Raw genomic sequence first — 18,255 nt, forward strand, 5'->3', positions numbered from 1 at the left:
CCCTTTCATTTATTATCAAACTTTCCTATTTTACCAGAGAAATCCATATTTACATCTCAAATGGAATTGCTATATATTACTATCAGGAGTAATGCCAAAGCCAAAAACCGATCGCCCCCACACCCCAAAATTCGTGAAGCGAAGCTATCCCGTAGGGAATCGCACGCTTTCGCGCAAGTTATTCCCCAAGACACTGGTCAGCCCGGTCAACAGCGCTATCCTAGTAGTTATATAGCCCTTAAACCCGATCGACCCGGAGGCCCCTTGTTTAGCCTAGTTCAAAACACTTCTCGCAAAGGAGAAATTCTAGAGGTCGTCTTCCGCAACGGTTGGGACTACATGAAAAGCCTCCTAACCGGCCGCAAAACCGACGCACCCAGTCTCCCAACTCCAGCAGTTCTCCGCAACATCCTCGTCGAATTAGGCCCAGTTTTTGTCAAATTGGGACAATTGCTGAGCACCCGTCCCGACCTTTTACCGGCCAGCTACATCGAAATCCTCTCCACGCTACAAGCGGAAGTGCCGCCCGTACCGTGGTCGCAAGTAGAACTTATCGTCCGCAAGGAACTCACACAATCTCTCGAAGATACCTTTGCCAAATTTAACACCGAAGCTGTCGCTGCAGGTTCGATCGCCCAAACCCACAAAGCTACTTTAAAAGACGGTCGCGAAGTCGCCCTCAAAGTTCAGCGCCCCGGTATTGAGATTGTCATCGAACAAGATATCGCCGTGCTCCGAGGTTTGGCAGAACTTGTCATGCTCACAGACTTCGGTCAACAATACGATATTGTCGCCTTAGCAGAAGAATTTGCGATCGCCCTGCGTGCAGAACTAGACTTCATTCAAGAAGCCAGCTACACAGACGAACTGCGCCGCAATTTATCTAAAAGTAAATGGTTTGACCCCACACAAGTTGTCCTACCACAGATTAACTGGGAGTTGACTACAAAAAAACTCTTAGTAATGGAGTGGCTGAACGGAGTCCCAATTTTGTTAGGCGACTTGCAAGGAATTCGCCATAAAGGAGATGTAAATGCCGAACGCGAAGAAATTACAACCTTGCTTTGCCGCGTTTTCTTCCAGCAGTTGTATATCGACGGATTCTTTCACGCAGACCCCCATCCCGGCAATTTATTTTATCTCAAAGACGGCCGCATAGCTTTGCTGGACTGCGGCATGGTCGGCAGATTAGACCCGCGCACTCAGCAAAATTTGACAGAAATGTTGCTGGCAATTGTCGATTTAGACGCTCAGCGCTGCGCTCAATTAACTTTGGAAATGGCAGAATTTGCTCAGCCAACAAGTTTAGTTAACCTAGAGAACGATTTGGCTCGAATGCTCCGCAAGTATTACAATATCAGCTTGTCGCAAATGAACTTGTCGGAAATTTTTTATGAGGTGCTGGAAATCACCCGCAAAAATAAAATTCGACTGCCCAGCAATCTCGGTTTGTATGCAAAAACTCTAGCTAATTTGGAAGGACTGGCGCGCTCTTTTAATCCCCGATTTAATATTGTAGAGCAGGTCAAACCGCTGATGACCGATATGTTTCGGCGTCAGTTATTAGGAGACGATCCGATCCAAGCTCTGCTGAGAACTGCCCTGGATCTGAAAAGCTTATCTTTGCAATCTCCGCGACAGGTGGAAGTGCTTTTAGACCGGGTTACTTCGGAAACTTTGAAGTGGAACTTGACACTAAAAGAACTCGATCCGCTGCGCCGCACTTTGGGGGATTCTGCGAACCGACTTTCTTTTAGTATTGTCGTGGGTTCGCTGATTGTGGGGGCGGCAATTATTTCTTCTAACGCACAAACTCCTCAGCTATCTTTTCTGAGCACTGGTTTGTTTGGGGCGGCGAGTTTTTTGGGTTTGTGGTTAGTTATTAGCATTATGCGATCCGGCCGTTTGCGGAGTTGATTGTACAATGTGGTATGTGTTGTAGAACGAGCCGGGAAGCCTGTTCTTGAGAATGGTGGAAGATGTAGAATATAGCCAACAAGTGCAACAACCGCATAAAGGTAGGCTATGTCACAGCATGATTCTTCTCTCCCAAAGTCGGCAATTAGAGACAACCGCCACCGCGGCACTGTGGGCGATTTTTTGAAAGCCAAGGTTGAGGAAAACTCAACCTTGTCAATTGTTTCTGCTTACTTTACAATTTATGCTTTTGATGCTTTGAAGGAACAACTTCTAAGTATTAAAAGCTTGAAATTTCTCTTTGGCGAACCGCGCTTCATCAAGTCCCTTGACCCCAGTAAAACCGATAAAAAGGCGTTCCAAATTGAGGAGGAGGGCTTGCAGCTACAAAATCGGTTGGAGCAAAAGCGGGTTGCGAAAGAATGTGCCGAATGGATTGAGAAAAAAGTACAGATACGGTCGGTAAAGCAATCTAATTTACTGCACGGCAAAATGTATCACATTGCTCATAACGGAAGCGAAAATGCTATTATGGGCAGTTCTAATTTTACCGTGCGGGGACTGGGATTAGGTACGAAATATAACAATATTGAACTCAATTTAGAAGTAGATAGTAAACGCGATACCCGCGACCTTAAAGCCTGGTTTGATGAACTCTGGAATGATGCCGATCTCATCGAAGATGTCAAACAAGATGTGCTACTGTACCTAGAGCAACTTTACCAGAATAATTCTCCTGAGTTTATCTACTACAAAACTCTGTTTCATATCTTCGAGACTTTCCTCGATGACCTAGAAAAAAACGATATTCTCAGCGAACAGCTACAGTTCTTTGATACAGAAATCTGGAAATCTCTATTTGAATTTCAAAAAGACGGAGTTAAGGCAGCCATCAATAAAATCCGACGATATAACGGGTGTATTATTGCTGACAGCGTTGGTTTAGGTAAAACATTTGAAGCTCTAGCGGTGATTAAATATTTTGAACTTCGCAATAAAGAAAAAGTTTTGGTTCTGTGTCCCAAAAAACTCCGCGAGAATTGGACTGTATATCTAGCACAGAACAATAGCGAACTGAATCCTTTTCTTAAAGACGGCTTTAACTATGCAGTCCTGTCTCACACCGACTTGAGTCGTGACTCTGGTTACTCTGGGAACATTAATTTAGCAACGATTAAGTGGGGTAACTATGACTTGGTAGTTATTGACGAATCGCACAATTTTCGCAACAACATCAAGAGCAAACGGGACGAATTTGGCAATCTAATTAGAAAGAGCCGTTACGAAAGGCTGATGGATGACATTATCAAGAGCGGTGTCAAAACTCAGGTGCTACTCTTATCAGCAACTCCGGTTAACAATGATTTAAAGGATTTGCGAAATCAACTTTATTTTATCACAGAAGGTCGCGACGCTGCGTTTGGCGAATCGCTGGGAATTGCCAGTCTGCGCGATACACTAGCTGATGCTCAGGGGAAATTTACCAAGTGGGCTAAGAAAAGTCGGGAGCGCAAAACTAGCGAACTGCTGGAAGAACTTAGTTCTGCTTTTTTCAAACTGCTTGACGAATTGACGATCGCACGCTCTCGCAAGCACATTCAAAAATACTATAAAGATGCGATCGCCCAATTAGGCGGCTTTCCAGAACGGCTCAAACCCATCTCCGTATTTCCTGAGATTGACCTAAAGGGTGAGTTCATGTCCTACGAACAGCTTAACAGCGAAATTTCTAAGTATCAACTCTCGCTATTCAACCCTTCAAAATATGTCCTGCCCCCCTATCGTTCGGTGTATGAAAATAAAGGAGTGCGAAATTTCAAACAGAGCGATCGCGAACGCTGTTTGATCGGCATGATGAAAGTCAATTTCCTTAAACGCTTAGAAAGCTCCATCCGTTCCTTTGCGCTGACAATGGAGCGCACGATTACGAAAACTGAATATCTAGAGACAAAAATTAAAAATTTTAAGCAGTCGCAGCAATCTCGCGACCCTAACCAGACAGTAACTTTCAGCGATTTGATGATTGAAGACTTGGACGATGAAGAGTTGCAAGACGCCATGCAAGTAGGTCAGAAGTTGATATTTCAAATGGCGCACCTCGATGTCGAAACCTGGTTAAAAGACCTGAAAAACGACAAGGAACAGCTTAAAAAAATTTACAATTCTGCCCAAAGCATTTCTGTTCAACGCGATGCCAAGCTGGCTGAGTTAAAAGAACTGATCGCCGAGAAAGTTAAGCATCCTACAACTAACAAGCATGGCCAACCAAATCGCAAGGTTTTAGTCTTTACTGCTTTTGCAGATACGGCAGTCTATCTCTACGAAGGACTGCGGGCATGGGCAACAGAAGAATTGCAAATTAACCTAGCTTTGGTGACTGGTGGTTCGGCGGCAAATAAGACTACCTTTGGCAAAAATGAGTTCAATCACGTCCTGACAAACTTTTCGCCGTTCGCCAAGAAACGCGCTCAAATTCCATCTATGCGGCAAGACGGCGAGATTGACCTATTAATTGCCACAGATTGTATTTCAGAAGGGCAAAATTTACAAGATTGTGATTATCTGATTAACTACGACATACACTGGAACCCAGTCAGAATTATCCAGCGGTTCGGTAGGTGCGATCGCATTGGCAGCCCCAACCACACGGTACAATTAATTAATTTTTGGCCTACAGAGGACTTGGATCAATACATCAATCTGAAAAATCGAGTAGAAGCACGGATGGCTTTAGCGGACATGGCGGGTACATTTGAAGATAACCTGCTGGAAACAAAGGAGATTCAAGAACTGATTGAGAGTGATTTGAAATACCGCGACAAGCAGTTGCTGCGATTGAAAGACGAGGTGCTGGATATCGAAGATTTCACCGAGAGTGTAGCCCTCACAGAATTCACTCTCGATGATTTCCGAATGGAACTAGCCAAATACATTGAGAGCAACCGCAAACTACTGCAAGATGCCCCTTTAGGACTCTATGCAGTAGTTCCAACTAACTCGGAGTACCCGATAATTGCTCCGGGCGTAATTTTTTCCCTCAAACAAAAAGGCGATTGTCTTGATAATAAAACCGTCAACCCGCTGCAACCATACTTTTTAGTTTACGTCCGAGAAAATAAGGAAGTGCGATTAACTTTTGCTCAACCCAAACAAATACTTGAAATATACCAGTTGCTGTGTGCGGGGCGTACTGTTCCCTATGAAGAGTTGTGCAACTTGTTCGATCGACAAACTAACAACGGATTTGATATGAGTTTGTATAACGATTTGCTTCAGCGGGCGGTTGATTCAATTGCAGGTATTTACAACAAGCGGCTCATCGGCCACCTGCAGTCTAGCCGCAGGGCTGTGTTGGTTGAGCAACCGCATCAGGTTAAAGCAACAACGGATTTTGAACTGATTACCTGGCTGGTGATTAAATGAGCGTCAGCGAACAACAAGCCAAAGCATCTATTAACCAAGCTTTAAGTAGTTTTGTCAAGGGAAAAATAGCCGATAACGCCCGTAATTTTTTGTTTGCTCTTGGCTACCGCAGTGAGAAAACTCTTCCGTTTTATCCTAATAGTTCGGATAATTTTATTGCCAACTTTGATAGTGATCAAAAGCTAAATCACCAAAAAGCTCTCTTAAATGAATGGCTGACTGTTGATTTTTTATTTCAGCTCACTTGGGATGAAATTGCGGGTGATGACCAGCTAAAATTATCCTTGGAGACAAGAGCTAAGGGAGAAAATACGTTTTTCATTTCCTCCTACTTGTTTTTCGCAATAGAATTGCGGCGTAGTACCTACACTAGCGAACAGCTTGACGGCATTGTCCGCGAGATTAATAAACTCTTTCTCAACCCTGCGATAATTCTATTCCAGCATGGAGAAACTCTGACTTTATCCATTATCAACCGCCGCCCCGACAAAGGCAATGAATCTAAAGATGTATTAGGAAAAGTCAAACATATTAAAGATATCCCATTCGACAGTCCTACAAACTCCCATTTAAAAATTCTCTTCGATCTTTCCTTGGCAGAGTTGCATAAAAATTACGGATTTAGCAACTTTGACGAATTTCATGAAGCTTGGCATAAAACCATTCCTGACAGCATCAAATTTAAAGAAGACCGTATACCGCCAGATTCGCTTCGCGCTTACCTGCAAGAAATCGGTCGAATTCCCATGCTCAAAGCTGACGAAGAGATTGAATTAGCTCGAAAAATTGCTCAGTTAGAATTAGAGGGCAGCCGAAAAGCGAAAGACAAAATGGTAGAGTCTAACTTGCGGCTGGTAGTCTCAATTGCTAAAAAATATCAAAATCGAGGGCTGGATTTATTAGACTTGATTCAGGAGGGAAATCTGGGTTTAATCAGGGCTGTAGAAAAGTTTGATTGCACCAAGGGCTACAGGTTTTCCACCTACGCGACTTGCTGGATACGTCAGGCAATTACGCGGGCAATTTATAACCATTCCCGCACCATCCGGCTACCAGTTCACTTGTGGCGCACAATTTTCGACGTTAAGCAAACTACTAAACGGCTTTCTCAAGAATTTGGTCGCATTCCCAAGATGGAAGAAATCGCCAATTGTTTGGAAATGACAACTGCAAAATTGCGCTTGGTTATTCAATCGGATAAACCTATCATTTCCTTAGATACTCGAATGGGTGAGGAGGAAGGTTCTACATTGGGAGAGTTGATTGAATTCGATGGGGAAACACCAGAAGATTACATTTTCAACATTAACGGGCTGCGAGACATAGAAAGGGTCTTAAAGACCCTCAAACCCCGCGAACGTCAGGTTATTCGGATGCGATTCGGATTGCATGATGGCAGGGAAAAGGCTCTACAGGAAATCGGCAATATATTTCATGTTACCCGCGAGCGGATTCGGCAAATTGAGGTTGAGGCTTTGAAAAAGTTGCGATCGCAGCGTCGCAGCACATTGCTAGAAGATTATATTCGCCCGACAGCAATTGACCAAACTCACACAAAAAGACCGATCGCCCAACCGATACAGCCCAGACAGTTCAACATTCCAGAAAACTTGTCTCGCAGCCATTGTGACACTTTCTTACAGGAGCGTGTTGGTGATAAAATAGTTGATACAGCTAATACTACCGAACCATTAATTCCTTTTAACAACTTCATAGAAGAATCAAATAGAGAACAAACAAAGTTGGCTCAGACTCACCTCTCGAGTGGCGATGGAAGTCAAAACAATCTGAATCATACAAATTTGAATGAGCCTAATTTCTCCCTTGCCGAACTGACAGAAAATGACTTGAATAAATTGATTAAACCGATGGAACACAATTCAGCAGACTTACTCAAACAACTCACCGCACTAGAAGATGTTTTTTCCCAACTGGAAGCACGGCTGTCAGAGGCGAGTCGAAAGTTGCTAGACCCTGGTATACCTATATCTCAAAAGCTGATTCAAGAACTTGACGAGTCCCGGGAAAACTTTATTCAGCTTCGCGACAAGGTGCTAGAACTGGCTGAATATTTGGCAGTATCGCCAACGCTTACAACTGAGGAAATTGGTTCTTTAGCAGATATCAAGTCTGTACTTGAGCGTGTTAATTTGGCCGAGAAGCAAAAAAGTGCGATCGCTCTTGTCCGCGACTCTGCTTTGAGGGTTCTGGAACGAATTTTAGCGATCGCCCATCGAGTAGAGAGCAATTTTCAATCATTGCTGGAATGTCAGGAAAAAGCCCGCGAACTTCAACGCGCCATCTCCGAATCGCAGGAGTCTGACTTGCATCCCGACACGCAACTCTTGGCTGACGGCAATCATCCATTCTCCAAACTTCTAACACTAATTGCAGAATGGGAAGAAGCAGATGACGAGCGTTTGGCTTCCTTACAGGAGGTCGTAGCAGAATCATTTGGAAGAACTCTGGCGATGGCAGCAGTAAGAGGAAAACTGATTATTCATGCGGAAGCAAGACCCGATTTCCCGGATATTATTTATACTAACAATAACTTAGAGGAAAATTCCTTAGTTGAGGAGCCGAAACCTGAAACGGTTCCTCTTGTCGAACCACCTCCCGCAGCAGAGTTGAACGCGGCATCGATAGAGGACGCGATCGCCCAGCCAACCGCTGAAAATATCCCAAATATTCCACCAATAGAATCGCCAAATCCAACTCAGATTAATCATCAAACTCCTGAAAATAAGCAAGGTAAAGAAGTTGAAAAGCAGGCTGAGTCTACCAGAATTGGGGGTGTATTGGATCGAGGTGATCTCCTGACGGCTAATGAATATATATTGCTGCAACAGGGGCGATCGCTTCCTGAACCAGAGGAAAAGAGAGATGCTTTTAAAGACTTCTTCGAGCATAAGTATGCTGCGATCGAAAAAGTGCTTGAGGAGTGCGAGCGCGATCGACAAAAAAAGCAAAACCTAATTCCCAACATTTCCAAAGGGAAAAGTATCGCCAAAATCCAGATACCGCAAGGAGCTCAAGCCAAAAAAGCCGCTGAAATGCTCGACGCTTGGTTTAAAGCCAAGGGAAGGCATCAAGTAATCACAGACATAGATGCGGGCCAAATTCTCAGCAACCTCGGTTTTAACATAAAATTTCTTAGATTCAAAAAATCAGGACAATATACCTGGATTGACGTTAATGCTGAGCCGATCTTTGACCAAAATCGCTGTCCTGTGTCTGCCTATGGTTCAGCCGCGAACGGTCATTACCGCATTCTTTGCGTATGGGATAGACCCAACGAACAGGATCTCCTCAATGCCGTTGGAGAAACTGCTCTTGGAGAGCCGGTATTCGTCTTTCATTTTGGGCGAATGACCGTAAAGAAACGCCGAGATTTGGCTGATTTGTGTCGGCAGCGTCGGAGCACTTTCATTGTTATAGATGATGTGCTGATGCTCTACCTTTGCGGAGAACAAAAAACACGCTTACCTGTATTGTTTGACTGTACCTTACCCTTTACTTTCCTGGAACCGTATAAAACCGCAGCAGGAGAGGTTCCGCCTGAGATGTTTTACGGGCGAGTACGAGAACGGGAATCTATAATCGATCCAGGAGGTTCTTGTTTAATTTATGGAGGCCGCCAGTTAGGTAAAACGGTTTTGCTTAAATATGTACACCGGACTTTTCACGCAACCGACGCGGGAAGGAACGCCCTATTTTTGGATATCAAAGAAATTGGACGCAAGCAACTGTTAGATAAGATTTGGCATCTACTAAACGAAGAATTGGATAAATTGCAGATTGCCGATATCAACCGACGCAATTCAGTCCGCGAAAGCAGCTTGCAGCGGATTAAAAGTTGGCTGGAATTCGACAATCAGCGGCGCTTTTTGCTGTTGTTGGATGAGGCCGATAATTTCCTGGAAGCCGATGGTAAGCAGGATTTCCCGCGTTGCGATGAACTCAGAAAATTAATGACGGAAACTGACCGACGTTTTAAGGTAGTCTTTGCCGGATTGCACAACGTTCTGAGAACCACTAGACAAGCAAACCATCCGCTGGCTCACTTTGGCACGCCGATCTGCATTGGGCCCCTGCTGAATAATGGTGAAATGCGTGCGGCAACAGCTTTGGTTAAACGTCCGCTGGCTAGTCTTGGCTATCGTTTTCAACCGGAAGATTTAATTCCGCGCATTCTTTGGCAGACCAACTATTATCCGAGCTTGATTCAACTCTATTGCGAGCAGTTACTCAAGCACATTACTAACCCAGATGTCCCTACTTTCGATCCTAAAATTAGTCCGCCTTACGTGATTACTTCTCGCCATGTAGAAGAAGCTTATCAAAGTCAAGACCTTCGCAATAATATTCGCGATCGCTTTAAGTTGACACTGGGACTCGATCTGCGCTACGAAGTAATTGCCTACTCAATTGCTGATGGTTCTCAGCAGAATGAAACAGGTATGGAGGATGGGTTTTCTGTATCTTGGATTCGCGAGCAAGTCTTGTATTGGTGGTCTGAGGGATTCGCGGGAAGGTCATCGGAAGATGAAATTCTTGCTTTACTAGAAGAAATGGTCGGATTAGGAGTTTTACGAGAAACCGATGCTGGTTACTTCACTCTGAGAAGTTCTAATTTAGCCTTGCTTATGGGTACGCAGCCAGAAATTGAAGCAGAACTTCTGAGACACCGCGAACCTCAACCTGAATACGAACCGGCTACTTTTCGTTCTCCTCTTGTCAAAAATAAAGCTGATTCCCGGCGCAGTCCTTTAACTGTTCAACAGGAATCAGAGCTGCTGCGCCGGGAGTATGGTGTCTCTATTATATTTGGCTGCCAAGCCGCAGGAATTGACGATTTGAGAGTTTTTATGGAAGCAGCATTTAGTAAGAAGGATTGCAAAATTCACTATTTAGAAAATCTCTCAGATCAATCGGATTTCAGCCAGCGTTTGACAGAAATTAGTAACCGTCGCAAGAAAGATACCACGACGCTCGTTGTTGTATCACCCACCACCCCTTGGAGTAAGGATTGGGTTGATGAGGCAATTAAGAAAATCAAAAGATTGAAGAAGGAAGACTCGTTTATCCAGCTTGCTTTCGTCGCCGATCCTCAGAAGGCTTGGCAGTTAGTTATTCCTAATTCGATAGGTTTAGATTCCTTTAAGGAACTGAGATTTTTCTGCCTCAAACCTTGGCACGATGCGGCGCTGCGACATTGGTTGGAAGATGCTAAGTTGCCCAGCGAACTAGAACTTAGAAAGAAGATTGCGGAAGTGACAGGGAATTGGTCAAACCTGCTGCAAGAATTCTATAAATTTTCCCAAGCCGATCCGCGCTGGCAAGATTCCTTGGCCCAACTGAAGAATCAATTTAATAAATCTGAGAAATTAATTAATTCAATGGGCTTTGACGGTTGCGAACCTCAAAGAAAACTGGTCATGAGAACTTTGGCCCAATGGGGAGAAGCAGCATCAGTTGAGGAATTAATTGCTCTGGTTGAGGGTGTATCGCCTGAAGTTGTCAAGCAGACTCTCAAATGGGCGGATCTCCTCAGTCTCGTCTCGCATTTAGGAAATCAGAAGCAAGACGGTAAGGATTACTGGCAGATTGACCCTGTAGTTGGCCGTCTGCTCAAATCTATGGCAGAGTAATACACACTTTCTGCTGTGCGATGTACTTCAGCAGATATCTGACTTAAGATAGGCGATCGCACGCAGCCGCTAAGTCTAAGCTAGAAATTGTTCCATAAACCTAATTGAGGAAAAAAAGATGAGTAGCGGTCACGCCAGCCATAAAGGCTCTTCCACAAAACCCAATACCAACACTAACGGTCAAATTACATCCCCTGCGGACCAACCCGCTGACCCGCTAAATCAAGAAACATCCGGTTATCCGTTCCATAACGAAGCAATGGAAAATCCTGTTGCCACCGCGCGGCCCGACGAAGAGGCTGAGTCTGGCGAAGAACAGCAATAGTTATATCGATTAAATTGTCATCGATATGCTATCTGCGACGCGGTTGATTAGATTTTTGATAACAAGTCACGTTTGTACTAATTACATCTTCCACCTGTCCCCAGAGTCCGCCAGAGAGTTCAATCTCGGCCGGACTCTTTCGCCAGGTTCAGTAGTTCCTAAAAATTTCAAGACTAAAAACTCAAGTCCTTACGAGAAAACTATTTAACATAAAATTAAAGTTAGGGATTATTGCTAAATGAGCGGGATTAACCAAGTAGTGGAACAGGAAAAATTGCCGGAATTGGGATTAGTCTGCATTACAACATCCGATGCCGTTCGCTTTCGCACTGTCACCCGGAAGCGACTTTTACAGCTTTCGGAAGCTGAACAAGAAAAAGTATTGCGCGAGCTTTATACAGACAACTTAAAACGGCTTGACAAAGCGATCGACTTCTGTTCTGCTACTCAAATTAAGCTCTACCGCATGACTTCCGCACTGTTCCCTTTTGCAGATACAGATTTGGGGGAAGCAGTGCTACACTCCATGACTGAGGAATTGGGGATTACGGGCGATCGCGCTCTCTCTTTGGGCATCCGCTTGGTACTCCACCCGGATCAATTTGTCGTGCTCAGTTCCGACAAGCTTTCTGTGGTTGAAAACAGCATTAAAATTCTCGCCACTCATGCTTTAATTTTAGATATGTTGGGACAGCCCCGATCGCCCCAGGCACTGATGAACATTCACGGCGGCAAGAGCGATCGCAGTTCGCAGCTCAAATCAGTCATCCGCGACTTGCCAGAATCTATTCGATCGCGCTTAACGTTTGAAAATGACGAATACGCTTACAGTTCTTCGGAAATTTTAGAAGTTTGTCTCGATACCGGCGTACCAATGGTTTTTGACGCCCACCACCACGTCATTCACGAACATTTAGAAAGTTATGACGACCCCAGCGTTGCCGAAATGCTCGAAGCAGCCCGCACAACTTGGTCGGTTCCTGAATCGCAATTAGTACACATATCCAATGGCAGAGAATTTTTTGCCGACCCGCGCCACAGCGATTTAATTACAGAAATGCCTAATTGTTATTATCAGGCTCCTTGGATTGAAGTAGAAGCTAAATTCAAAGAATTAGCTATTGAAAAGTTGCGCGCCGAATGGTTGTCTGCGAATGTTCCACAATTTAGCAGTGTCTCGTAGGGACGGGTTTTACCCACAATAATTTCTTCAAACCAATCATCTCAAAAACCGGCCCCCACCCAACGGTAAATCCAAAGAACAGGCAAGATGCCTGTTCCACAAAGAATGAATTTTATTGTGGGGTGGGTGTCCCGCCCGCCCGGTTTAGTCCGACAGTCCGAGAGGGGTTTTTAACCCATATCTCATAGCTAAAGTCCTCTAAAAGAGCACTAAAATAGATAGATATTGAGATCGTATTTCCAGTCGGTTTTAACTTACATCTTGCACCCTTGTCAAGAACAGGCAAGATGCCTGTTCCACAATAAAATTCATCTCTTGTGGAACAGGCATCTTGCCTGTTCCTAAACAAGTAATTAAGAATGTTGCAATATCTCAGTTTTAACCGACTTTAGCGTTGAGGCAGGCGTTTAAACCCCTGCCAGAATGCCGGATTACCCAACTGTAGAACTGCCGGAATCGGTAAAAACCGCGTTAATACCAACTATAAATTATGTGCGGACGATACACTTTAACTACTTCAGGTCAAATCATCGCCGAATTCTTCAAACTGTCGGAAGTTCCCGACATCAAAGCGCGATACAATATCGCCCCAACTCAATCAGTGGCGACAGTCACAGCTTCTCCAAAGCAAATGCAGCGACAGTTTCAATTCATGCGCTGGGGTTTGATTCCAAGTTGGGCCAAAGACATGAAAATGGGCAGCAAGATGATCAATGCGCGATCGGAAACTGTAGCCGAAAAACCTGCTTTTCGCAGCGCCATCAAGCACAGGCGATGTTTGATAGTCGCTGACGGTTTCTACGAATGGCAACAGCAGGGAAAGAACAAACAGCCTTACTATTTTCAAAAGGCAGACGGCGAACCTTTTGCTTTTGCCGGTTTGTGGGAAAATTGGGAATCTCCCGAAAAAGAAAACATTGTATCTTGCAGTATAATTACTACGGATGCTAACGAAACAGTGCAGCCAATGCACGATCGAATGCCAGTGATTCTCCCCGACAGCGATTGGGAACAGTGGCTAGATCCTTCTGTTAAAAATGCTCAGGAAGTTTTGCCCCTGTTAAAGCCCTATGCTTCCGAAGCTATGAAAGCAAAGGCCGTAAGTGCGATCGTCAACAGTCCAAGTAGAGACACTCCCGAGTGTATTAGCGATCGGCAATAAATCATTGGATCGGACAAAACCGAGATAGTTTGAGTTAGGATCTAAAATGATGTTTGAGCTGTAGCTTTGGTTTGCTAAGGATCAGTTTAACTCAGTTGTTATTTGCTCAAACATTTTTTTAATCTTAACATCAGTTAGAAGACAAAAAATATGATCGGATACGTTACACTCGGTACCAACGATATTGAAAGTGCAGCAAAGTTTTATGATGCTTTGCTTGCGGAAATTGGCGCTCGACGATTTATGGAATTAGACCAATTTATCGCATGGAGTGTTTCTCCCGGTCGACCAGCACTTGCTATTGCAAAACCATTTGATGGTAACAGAGCAACTGTTGGCAATGGAGTAATGATAGCTCTTCAAGTTGACAGTCCAGAAAAAGTCAACTTAGTTTATAACAAAGCGATCGAACTTGGGGCTAAGGATGAAGGATCAGCAGGACCAAGAGGCGTGTTGCCGGGGTTTTATGCGGGATATTTTCGGGATCTTGATGGTAACAAGCTGAACGTGTTTTGTATGATGGGGCCAAACACTTAAGATTTTGATTTTTCGGGAGGCTCGCATAAAACAAGCAACTTCCGCGTGTTAGCTATTAGTTATCAATTCCTAAATAAGAGTTGATAACTAATAACTAATGACTAAGGACTAATGACTAATAACTAAATTAACTCTCGTACATCCGGGCTTCAGCCGCCTCGGGATTTTCCTCGCAATACTCGTCAAAAGCCGTTTTCTCAAGCTTCAGCGATCGCTGGTGAGAAGCCTCAGCCTGCATTTCCTCTACAATATCCCACGCTACCGCGCACTCTCTAGAAGTAGCGCCTTTCTCGGCACAGATAGTTCTGGCATCCGCGATCGCCTGTTCGATTTCTTCCTCAAATAAAACACTTTTCGGCTTCTCGACAAAATCGCTTTTTGTCAAGATATCCGTTACCGAAATAATGCCCAGCAGTTTGTCTTTAATCACCGGAGCTCGGCGGATTCGGGTATTCGCGAACAACCTCGCCACGTATTCCACGCCCAAGTCTGGATTCACCGTGATGCACGGTTTGGTCATAATCTCGAAGACGCGGACTTTCTGGGGGTCTACTCCGTAGGCTGTTACTTTGTAAACAATATCCGTTTCCGTGACAATGCCGTAGGCGTCTTGTTCGTGGCGGCGTTCCACAATTAAAGCGCGCAAACACAGTTCGTTCATCATCGCCACTGCTTCAGCTACAGTTGCCGAACCGCGAATGGTGACAACTTCTGTGGTCATAATATCTTGGGCTTTCATCATCATTTTTTATTGCTTCCTGCTTATAAAGTCTAGTGCGTCCCGATTTGGGGCTGTCCATTTGATTTGCGATCATCATTAGGACTTACCCTCAGAAACCCGATTTCTACTGAGATGTTCCACCATTATCAATAACCCTTCTATGGGCGGGCTCTCCTGCCCAACCCCTACTCCCCACAAGAAAATGCAGTTGTTGTGGAACAGGCATCTTGCCTGTTCTTGACAATGGTGCAACAGATGAGTTTCTACCCAAATGTTGGGTTTAGGAACGATAAATCCGGTCAGTAACCGGGTTTCTGAGAAATCGTGCGATCGCAAACTAATCATAAAACCTTTAACGCCACTCGGGCTGACAAGTTGCCTGAAACAACCGATCGCTCCCCCGGAACCTCCGGAGTCCGCGAGTTCCCGCTTGCATAGGGGCCAGCGTGCGATCGATCGAGCTATAGTGAAGCATTCGGGCGATCGATCCTTGAGCTTGTTCGACTCAGATTTTCCAGCCCCAGTCTCAAAGAAGCAAAAGTTAACACAAACTAAGCAACTGCTTGCGCTCGCACAGATCCCCGCCTCTGATAAACTTGATGGCTGGGAGTGCAAAATAGCACAAGGCACGCATCAGCAGTTGGGAGGATCTAGTTCGTGGACAATGTAATCGGTTTAGAGATTATCGAAGTAGTTGAGCAGGCAGCCATCGCCTCCGCTCGCTTGATGGGCAAAGGCGAAAAAGATGAAGCCGACAGAGTGGCTGTAGAAGCCATGCGGGAGCGCATGAACAAAATTCATATGCGCGGTCGCATCGTGATCGGCGAAGGCGAACGCGATGACGCACCCATGCTTTACATCGGCGAACAAGTAGGTATTTGTACCCGCGAAGATGCCAAAGATGTCTGCAACCTAGATGAATTGATCGAAATTGACATCGCTGTTGACCCCTGCGAAGGTACTAACCTCGTGGCTTACGGTCAAAACGGTTCGATGGCAGTTTTGGCAATCTCTGAAAAAGGTGGTTTGTTTGCGGCACCGGATTTCTACATGAACAAATTGGCTGCTCCTGCGGCTGCTAAGAATCATGTAGATATTCGCAAAACGCCAACCCAAAACCTCAAAATTATCTCTGATTGTCTCGGCCGCAGTATTGAAGATTTGGTGGTGGTGGTCATGGATCGCCCCCGACACAAAGATTTAATTAATGAAATTCGGCAAGCGGGTGCAAGAGTTCGGCTGATCAGCGACGGCGACGTTTCGGCAGCGATTTCTTGCGCGTTTTCGGGTTCCAACATCCACGCACTTATGGGTATTGGCGCAGCACCGGAAGGTGTGATTTCCGCAGCAGCAATGCGCTGCTTGGGCGGTCACTTCCAAGGGCAGTTAATTTACGATCCGGCTGTTGTAAAAACTGGTTTGATCGGTGAAAGCAAAGAGAGCAATATCGCCCGCCTGAACGAGATGGGCATCACAGACCCAGACAAGATTTACAATGCTGAAGAGTTGGCATCTGGAGAAACAGTTCTGTTTGCAGCTTGCGGGATTACTCCCGGAACGCTGATGGATGGAGTTCGCTTCTTTGGCGGCGGCGCTCGCACTGAAAGTTTGGTAATTTCTTCTCAGTCGAAAACTGCTCGGTTTGTGGATACAATCCATATGTTTGACCAGCCGAAATCTTTGCAATTGAATTAGTGATTAGTTAGTGGTTAACAGTTAAATGTTAACAATTAACAGTTAACGGTTAACAGTCACCGATGATTAGCAATTAGCGATAAACTAAGAACTAATAACAGGTGACTGTTAACAACTAAGAAAGAAATAGTGACAAATCACAGATATGAATATTGCAGTCGTAGGTCTCAGCCACAAAACAGCGCCGGTAGAAGTTCGCGAAAAACTGAGCATTCCAGAACAGAAAGTTGAAGCGGCGATCGCCCAATTGCGCGGCTACCCGCACATTCAAGAGGTTGCTATTCTCAGCACTTGCAACCGCTTAGAGATTTATATTGTTACCAGCGAGTCGGAACCGGGTGTGCGAGAGGTTATTCAGTTCCTTTCAGAATGCAGTAAAGTTCCTTTGCAGTCTTTGCGCCCTCACCTGTTTATTTTGCTGCACGAAGATGCGGTGATGCACTTGATGCGAGTGGCTTCTGGTCTCGACAGTTTGGTGCTCGGAGAAGGACAAATTTTGGCTCAGGTGAAACAAACTCACAAACTCGCCCAGCAGTACAAAGGTGTAGGCAGAATTTTAGAGCGCTTGTTCAAGCAAGCTCTCACAGCAGGGAAGCGAGTTCGCACGGAAACTAGCATCGGTACCGGTGCAGTTTCGATCAGTTCGGCGGCTGCAGAATTGGCTCAAATGAAGGGTCAGCATTTAGCAAGCAGCAAAATTGCGATTATCGGTGCTGGCAAAATGTCGCGGCTTTTGGTACAGCATTTGCTCTCAAAAGGAGCTAGCCATATTTCGATCGTTAACCGCTCTGTGCGTGGCGCCCTGGAGTTGGCCGGTCAGTTTAAAGATGCTGAATTGCACCTGTATCAGCTCTCGGAAATGATGCAGGTAATTGCCAGTTCTGACTTGGTTTTTACCAGTACGGCAGCTACTGAGCCACTGTTAAATAAAGCTAAATTGGAATCGGTTTTAGACCCGAATCGCCCTTTGATGTTGGTGGATATTTCTGTACCACGCAACATTGATTCGGATGCGAACGAACTCGCTAATGTGCGATCGTTTAATGTGGACGACTTGAAAGCAGTGGTAGCTCAAAATCACGAAAGTCGCCGCAAAATGGCAATGGAAGCTCAGGGCTTGCTGGAACAGGAAGTAGAGGCTTTCGATCTCTGGTGGCGCAGTCTGGAAACAGTTCCTACTATTAGCTGTTTGCGGGATAAGATAGAATTGATTCGGGAACAAGAGTTAGAAAAAGCTTTATCGCGTCTGGGTGCGGAATTTTCGGAGAAACATCAAGATGTGATTGAATCTTTAACCAGGGGGATTGTGAATAAGATTTTGCACGATCCGATGGTACAGTTGCGCGCTCAGCAGGATATTGAGGCGCGGCGGCAAGCGATGCAAACTTTGCAAACACTGTTTAATTTGGATGTGGATGTCAATCAGCAGTACAGCTAGTTTGTCATTAGTCATTGGTCATTAGTCATTAGTCAGTTGACAGGAAAGCAGTTGGCAGTTGACAGGAAAGCAGGAGTCAGATTATGTCCGGTCAATTACCATGAATAAAAATGCCTCCAACTCTTGCGGAAAAAGCATCGTTCGGGGGGGGCAATTGCTTGAGCCTGATATTAGTTATTATTCAACCAATAACTAATGACTAA

At 45.0% G+C, this 18,255-nt stretch carries 10 protein-coding genes and 1 pseudogene; 10 read left to right on the top strand and 1 reads right to left on the bottom strand.

The genetic code is table 11. From position 1 onward, the window contains the following. The first annotated feature begins 264 nt into the window (after positions 1 to 264). The 8 genes and pseudogenes from QUA62_RS20835 (at position 265) to QUA62_RS20870 (ending at position 14,198) form a co-directional block, all read left to right on the top strand. A complete protein-coding gene (locus tag QUA62_RS20835; RefSeq protein WP_333285048.1) occupies positions 265 to 1,917 on the top strand; it encodes an AarF/ABC1/UbiB kinase family protein in 1,653 nt (550 codons plus the stop codon). Between the two features lie 108 nt (positions 1,918 to 2,025). Continuing rightward, positions 2,026 to 5,340, top strand: coding sequence for a helicase-related protein (locus QUA62_RS20840; protein ID WP_333406363.1), 3,315 nt, complete (start codon positions 2,026 to 2,028; stop codon positions 5,338 to 5,340). A 683-nt stretch (positions 5,341 to 6,023) separates the two neighbouring features. Next, positions 6,024 to 6,869 (top strand): annotated as a pseudogene (locus QUA62_RS20845) (sigma-70 family RNA polymerase sigma factor); the annotation flags it as partial. Positions 6,870 to 7,142: 273 nt separating this feature from the next. Continuing rightward, positions 7,143 to 10,991, top strand: coding sequence for an AAA family ATPase (locus QUA62_RS29470; protein ID WP_445301695.1), 3,849 nt, complete (start codon positions 7,143 to 7,145; stop codon positions 10,989 to 10,991). 118 nt (positions 10,992 to 11,109) lie between these two features. Beyond that, on the top strand, positions 11,110 to 11,316 hold the full coding sequence (locus tag QUA62_RS20855; RefSeq protein ID WP_190661448.1) for a hypothetical protein: 207 nt from the start codon (positions 11,110 to 11,112) through the stop codon (positions 11,314 to 11,316). A gap of 238 nt (positions 11,317 to 11,554) precedes the next feature. Next, complete coding sequence (uvsE, locus tag QUA62_RS20860; RefSeq protein WP_333406366.1) at positions 11,555 to 12,499, top strand: UV DNA damage repair endonuclease UvsE; 945 nt, start codon at positions 11,555 to 11,557, stop codon at positions 12,497 to 12,499. A 490-nt stretch (positions 12,500 to 12,989) separates the two neighbouring features. Continuing rightward, positions 12,990 to 13,661 (top strand): SOS response-associated peptidase, encoded by a 672-nt coding sequence (locus QUA62_RS20865; RefSeq protein ID WP_333406368.1) that lies wholly within the window; start codon positions 12,990 to 12,992, stop codon positions 13,659 to 13,661. A gap of 150 nt (positions 13,662 to 13,811) precedes the next feature. After that, positions 13,812 to 14,198 (top strand): VOC family protein, encoded by a 387-nt coding sequence (locus QUA62_RS20870; protein WP_333406370.1) that lies wholly within the window; start codon positions 13,812 to 13,814, stop codon positions 14,196 to 14,198. Between the two features lie 127 nt (positions 14,199 to 14,325). Here the strand turns inward: QUA62_RS20870 and QUA62_RS20875 are convergent, their stop codons facing one another. Further along, on the bottom strand, positions 14,326 to 14,943 hold the full coding sequence (locus QUA62_RS20875) for a CP12 domain-containing protein (RefSeq protein WP_190661461.1): 618 nt from the start codon (positions 14,941 to 14,943) through the stop codon (positions 14,326 to 14,328). 633 nt (positions 14,944 to 15,576) lie between these two features. On the opposite strand from QUA62_RS20875, the gene glpX reads away from it, so the two are divergent. After that, positions 15,577 to 16,614, top strand: coding sequence for a class II fructose-bisphosphatase (gene glpX / locus QUA62_RS20880; RefSeq protein WP_006631470.1), 1,038 nt, complete (start codon positions 15,577 to 15,579; stop codon positions 16,612 to 16,614). Positions 16,615 to 16,759: 145 nt separating this feature from the next. Continuing rightward, positions 16,760 to 18,052, top strand: a complete 1,293-nt coding sequence (locus QUA62_RS20885) for a glutamyl-tRNA reductase (RefSeq protein ID WP_333219229.1) — start codon at positions 16,760 to 16,762, stop codon at positions 18,050 to 18,052. Positions 18,053 to 18,255 lie beyond the last annotated feature (203 nt).

The sequence above is a fragment of the Microcoleus sp. MON1_C1 genome (assembly GCF_036701945.1).
In the GTDB taxonomy this organism is placed as follows: Bacteria; Cyanobacteriota; Cyanobacteriia; order Cyanobacteriales; family Microcoleaceae; genus Microcoleus.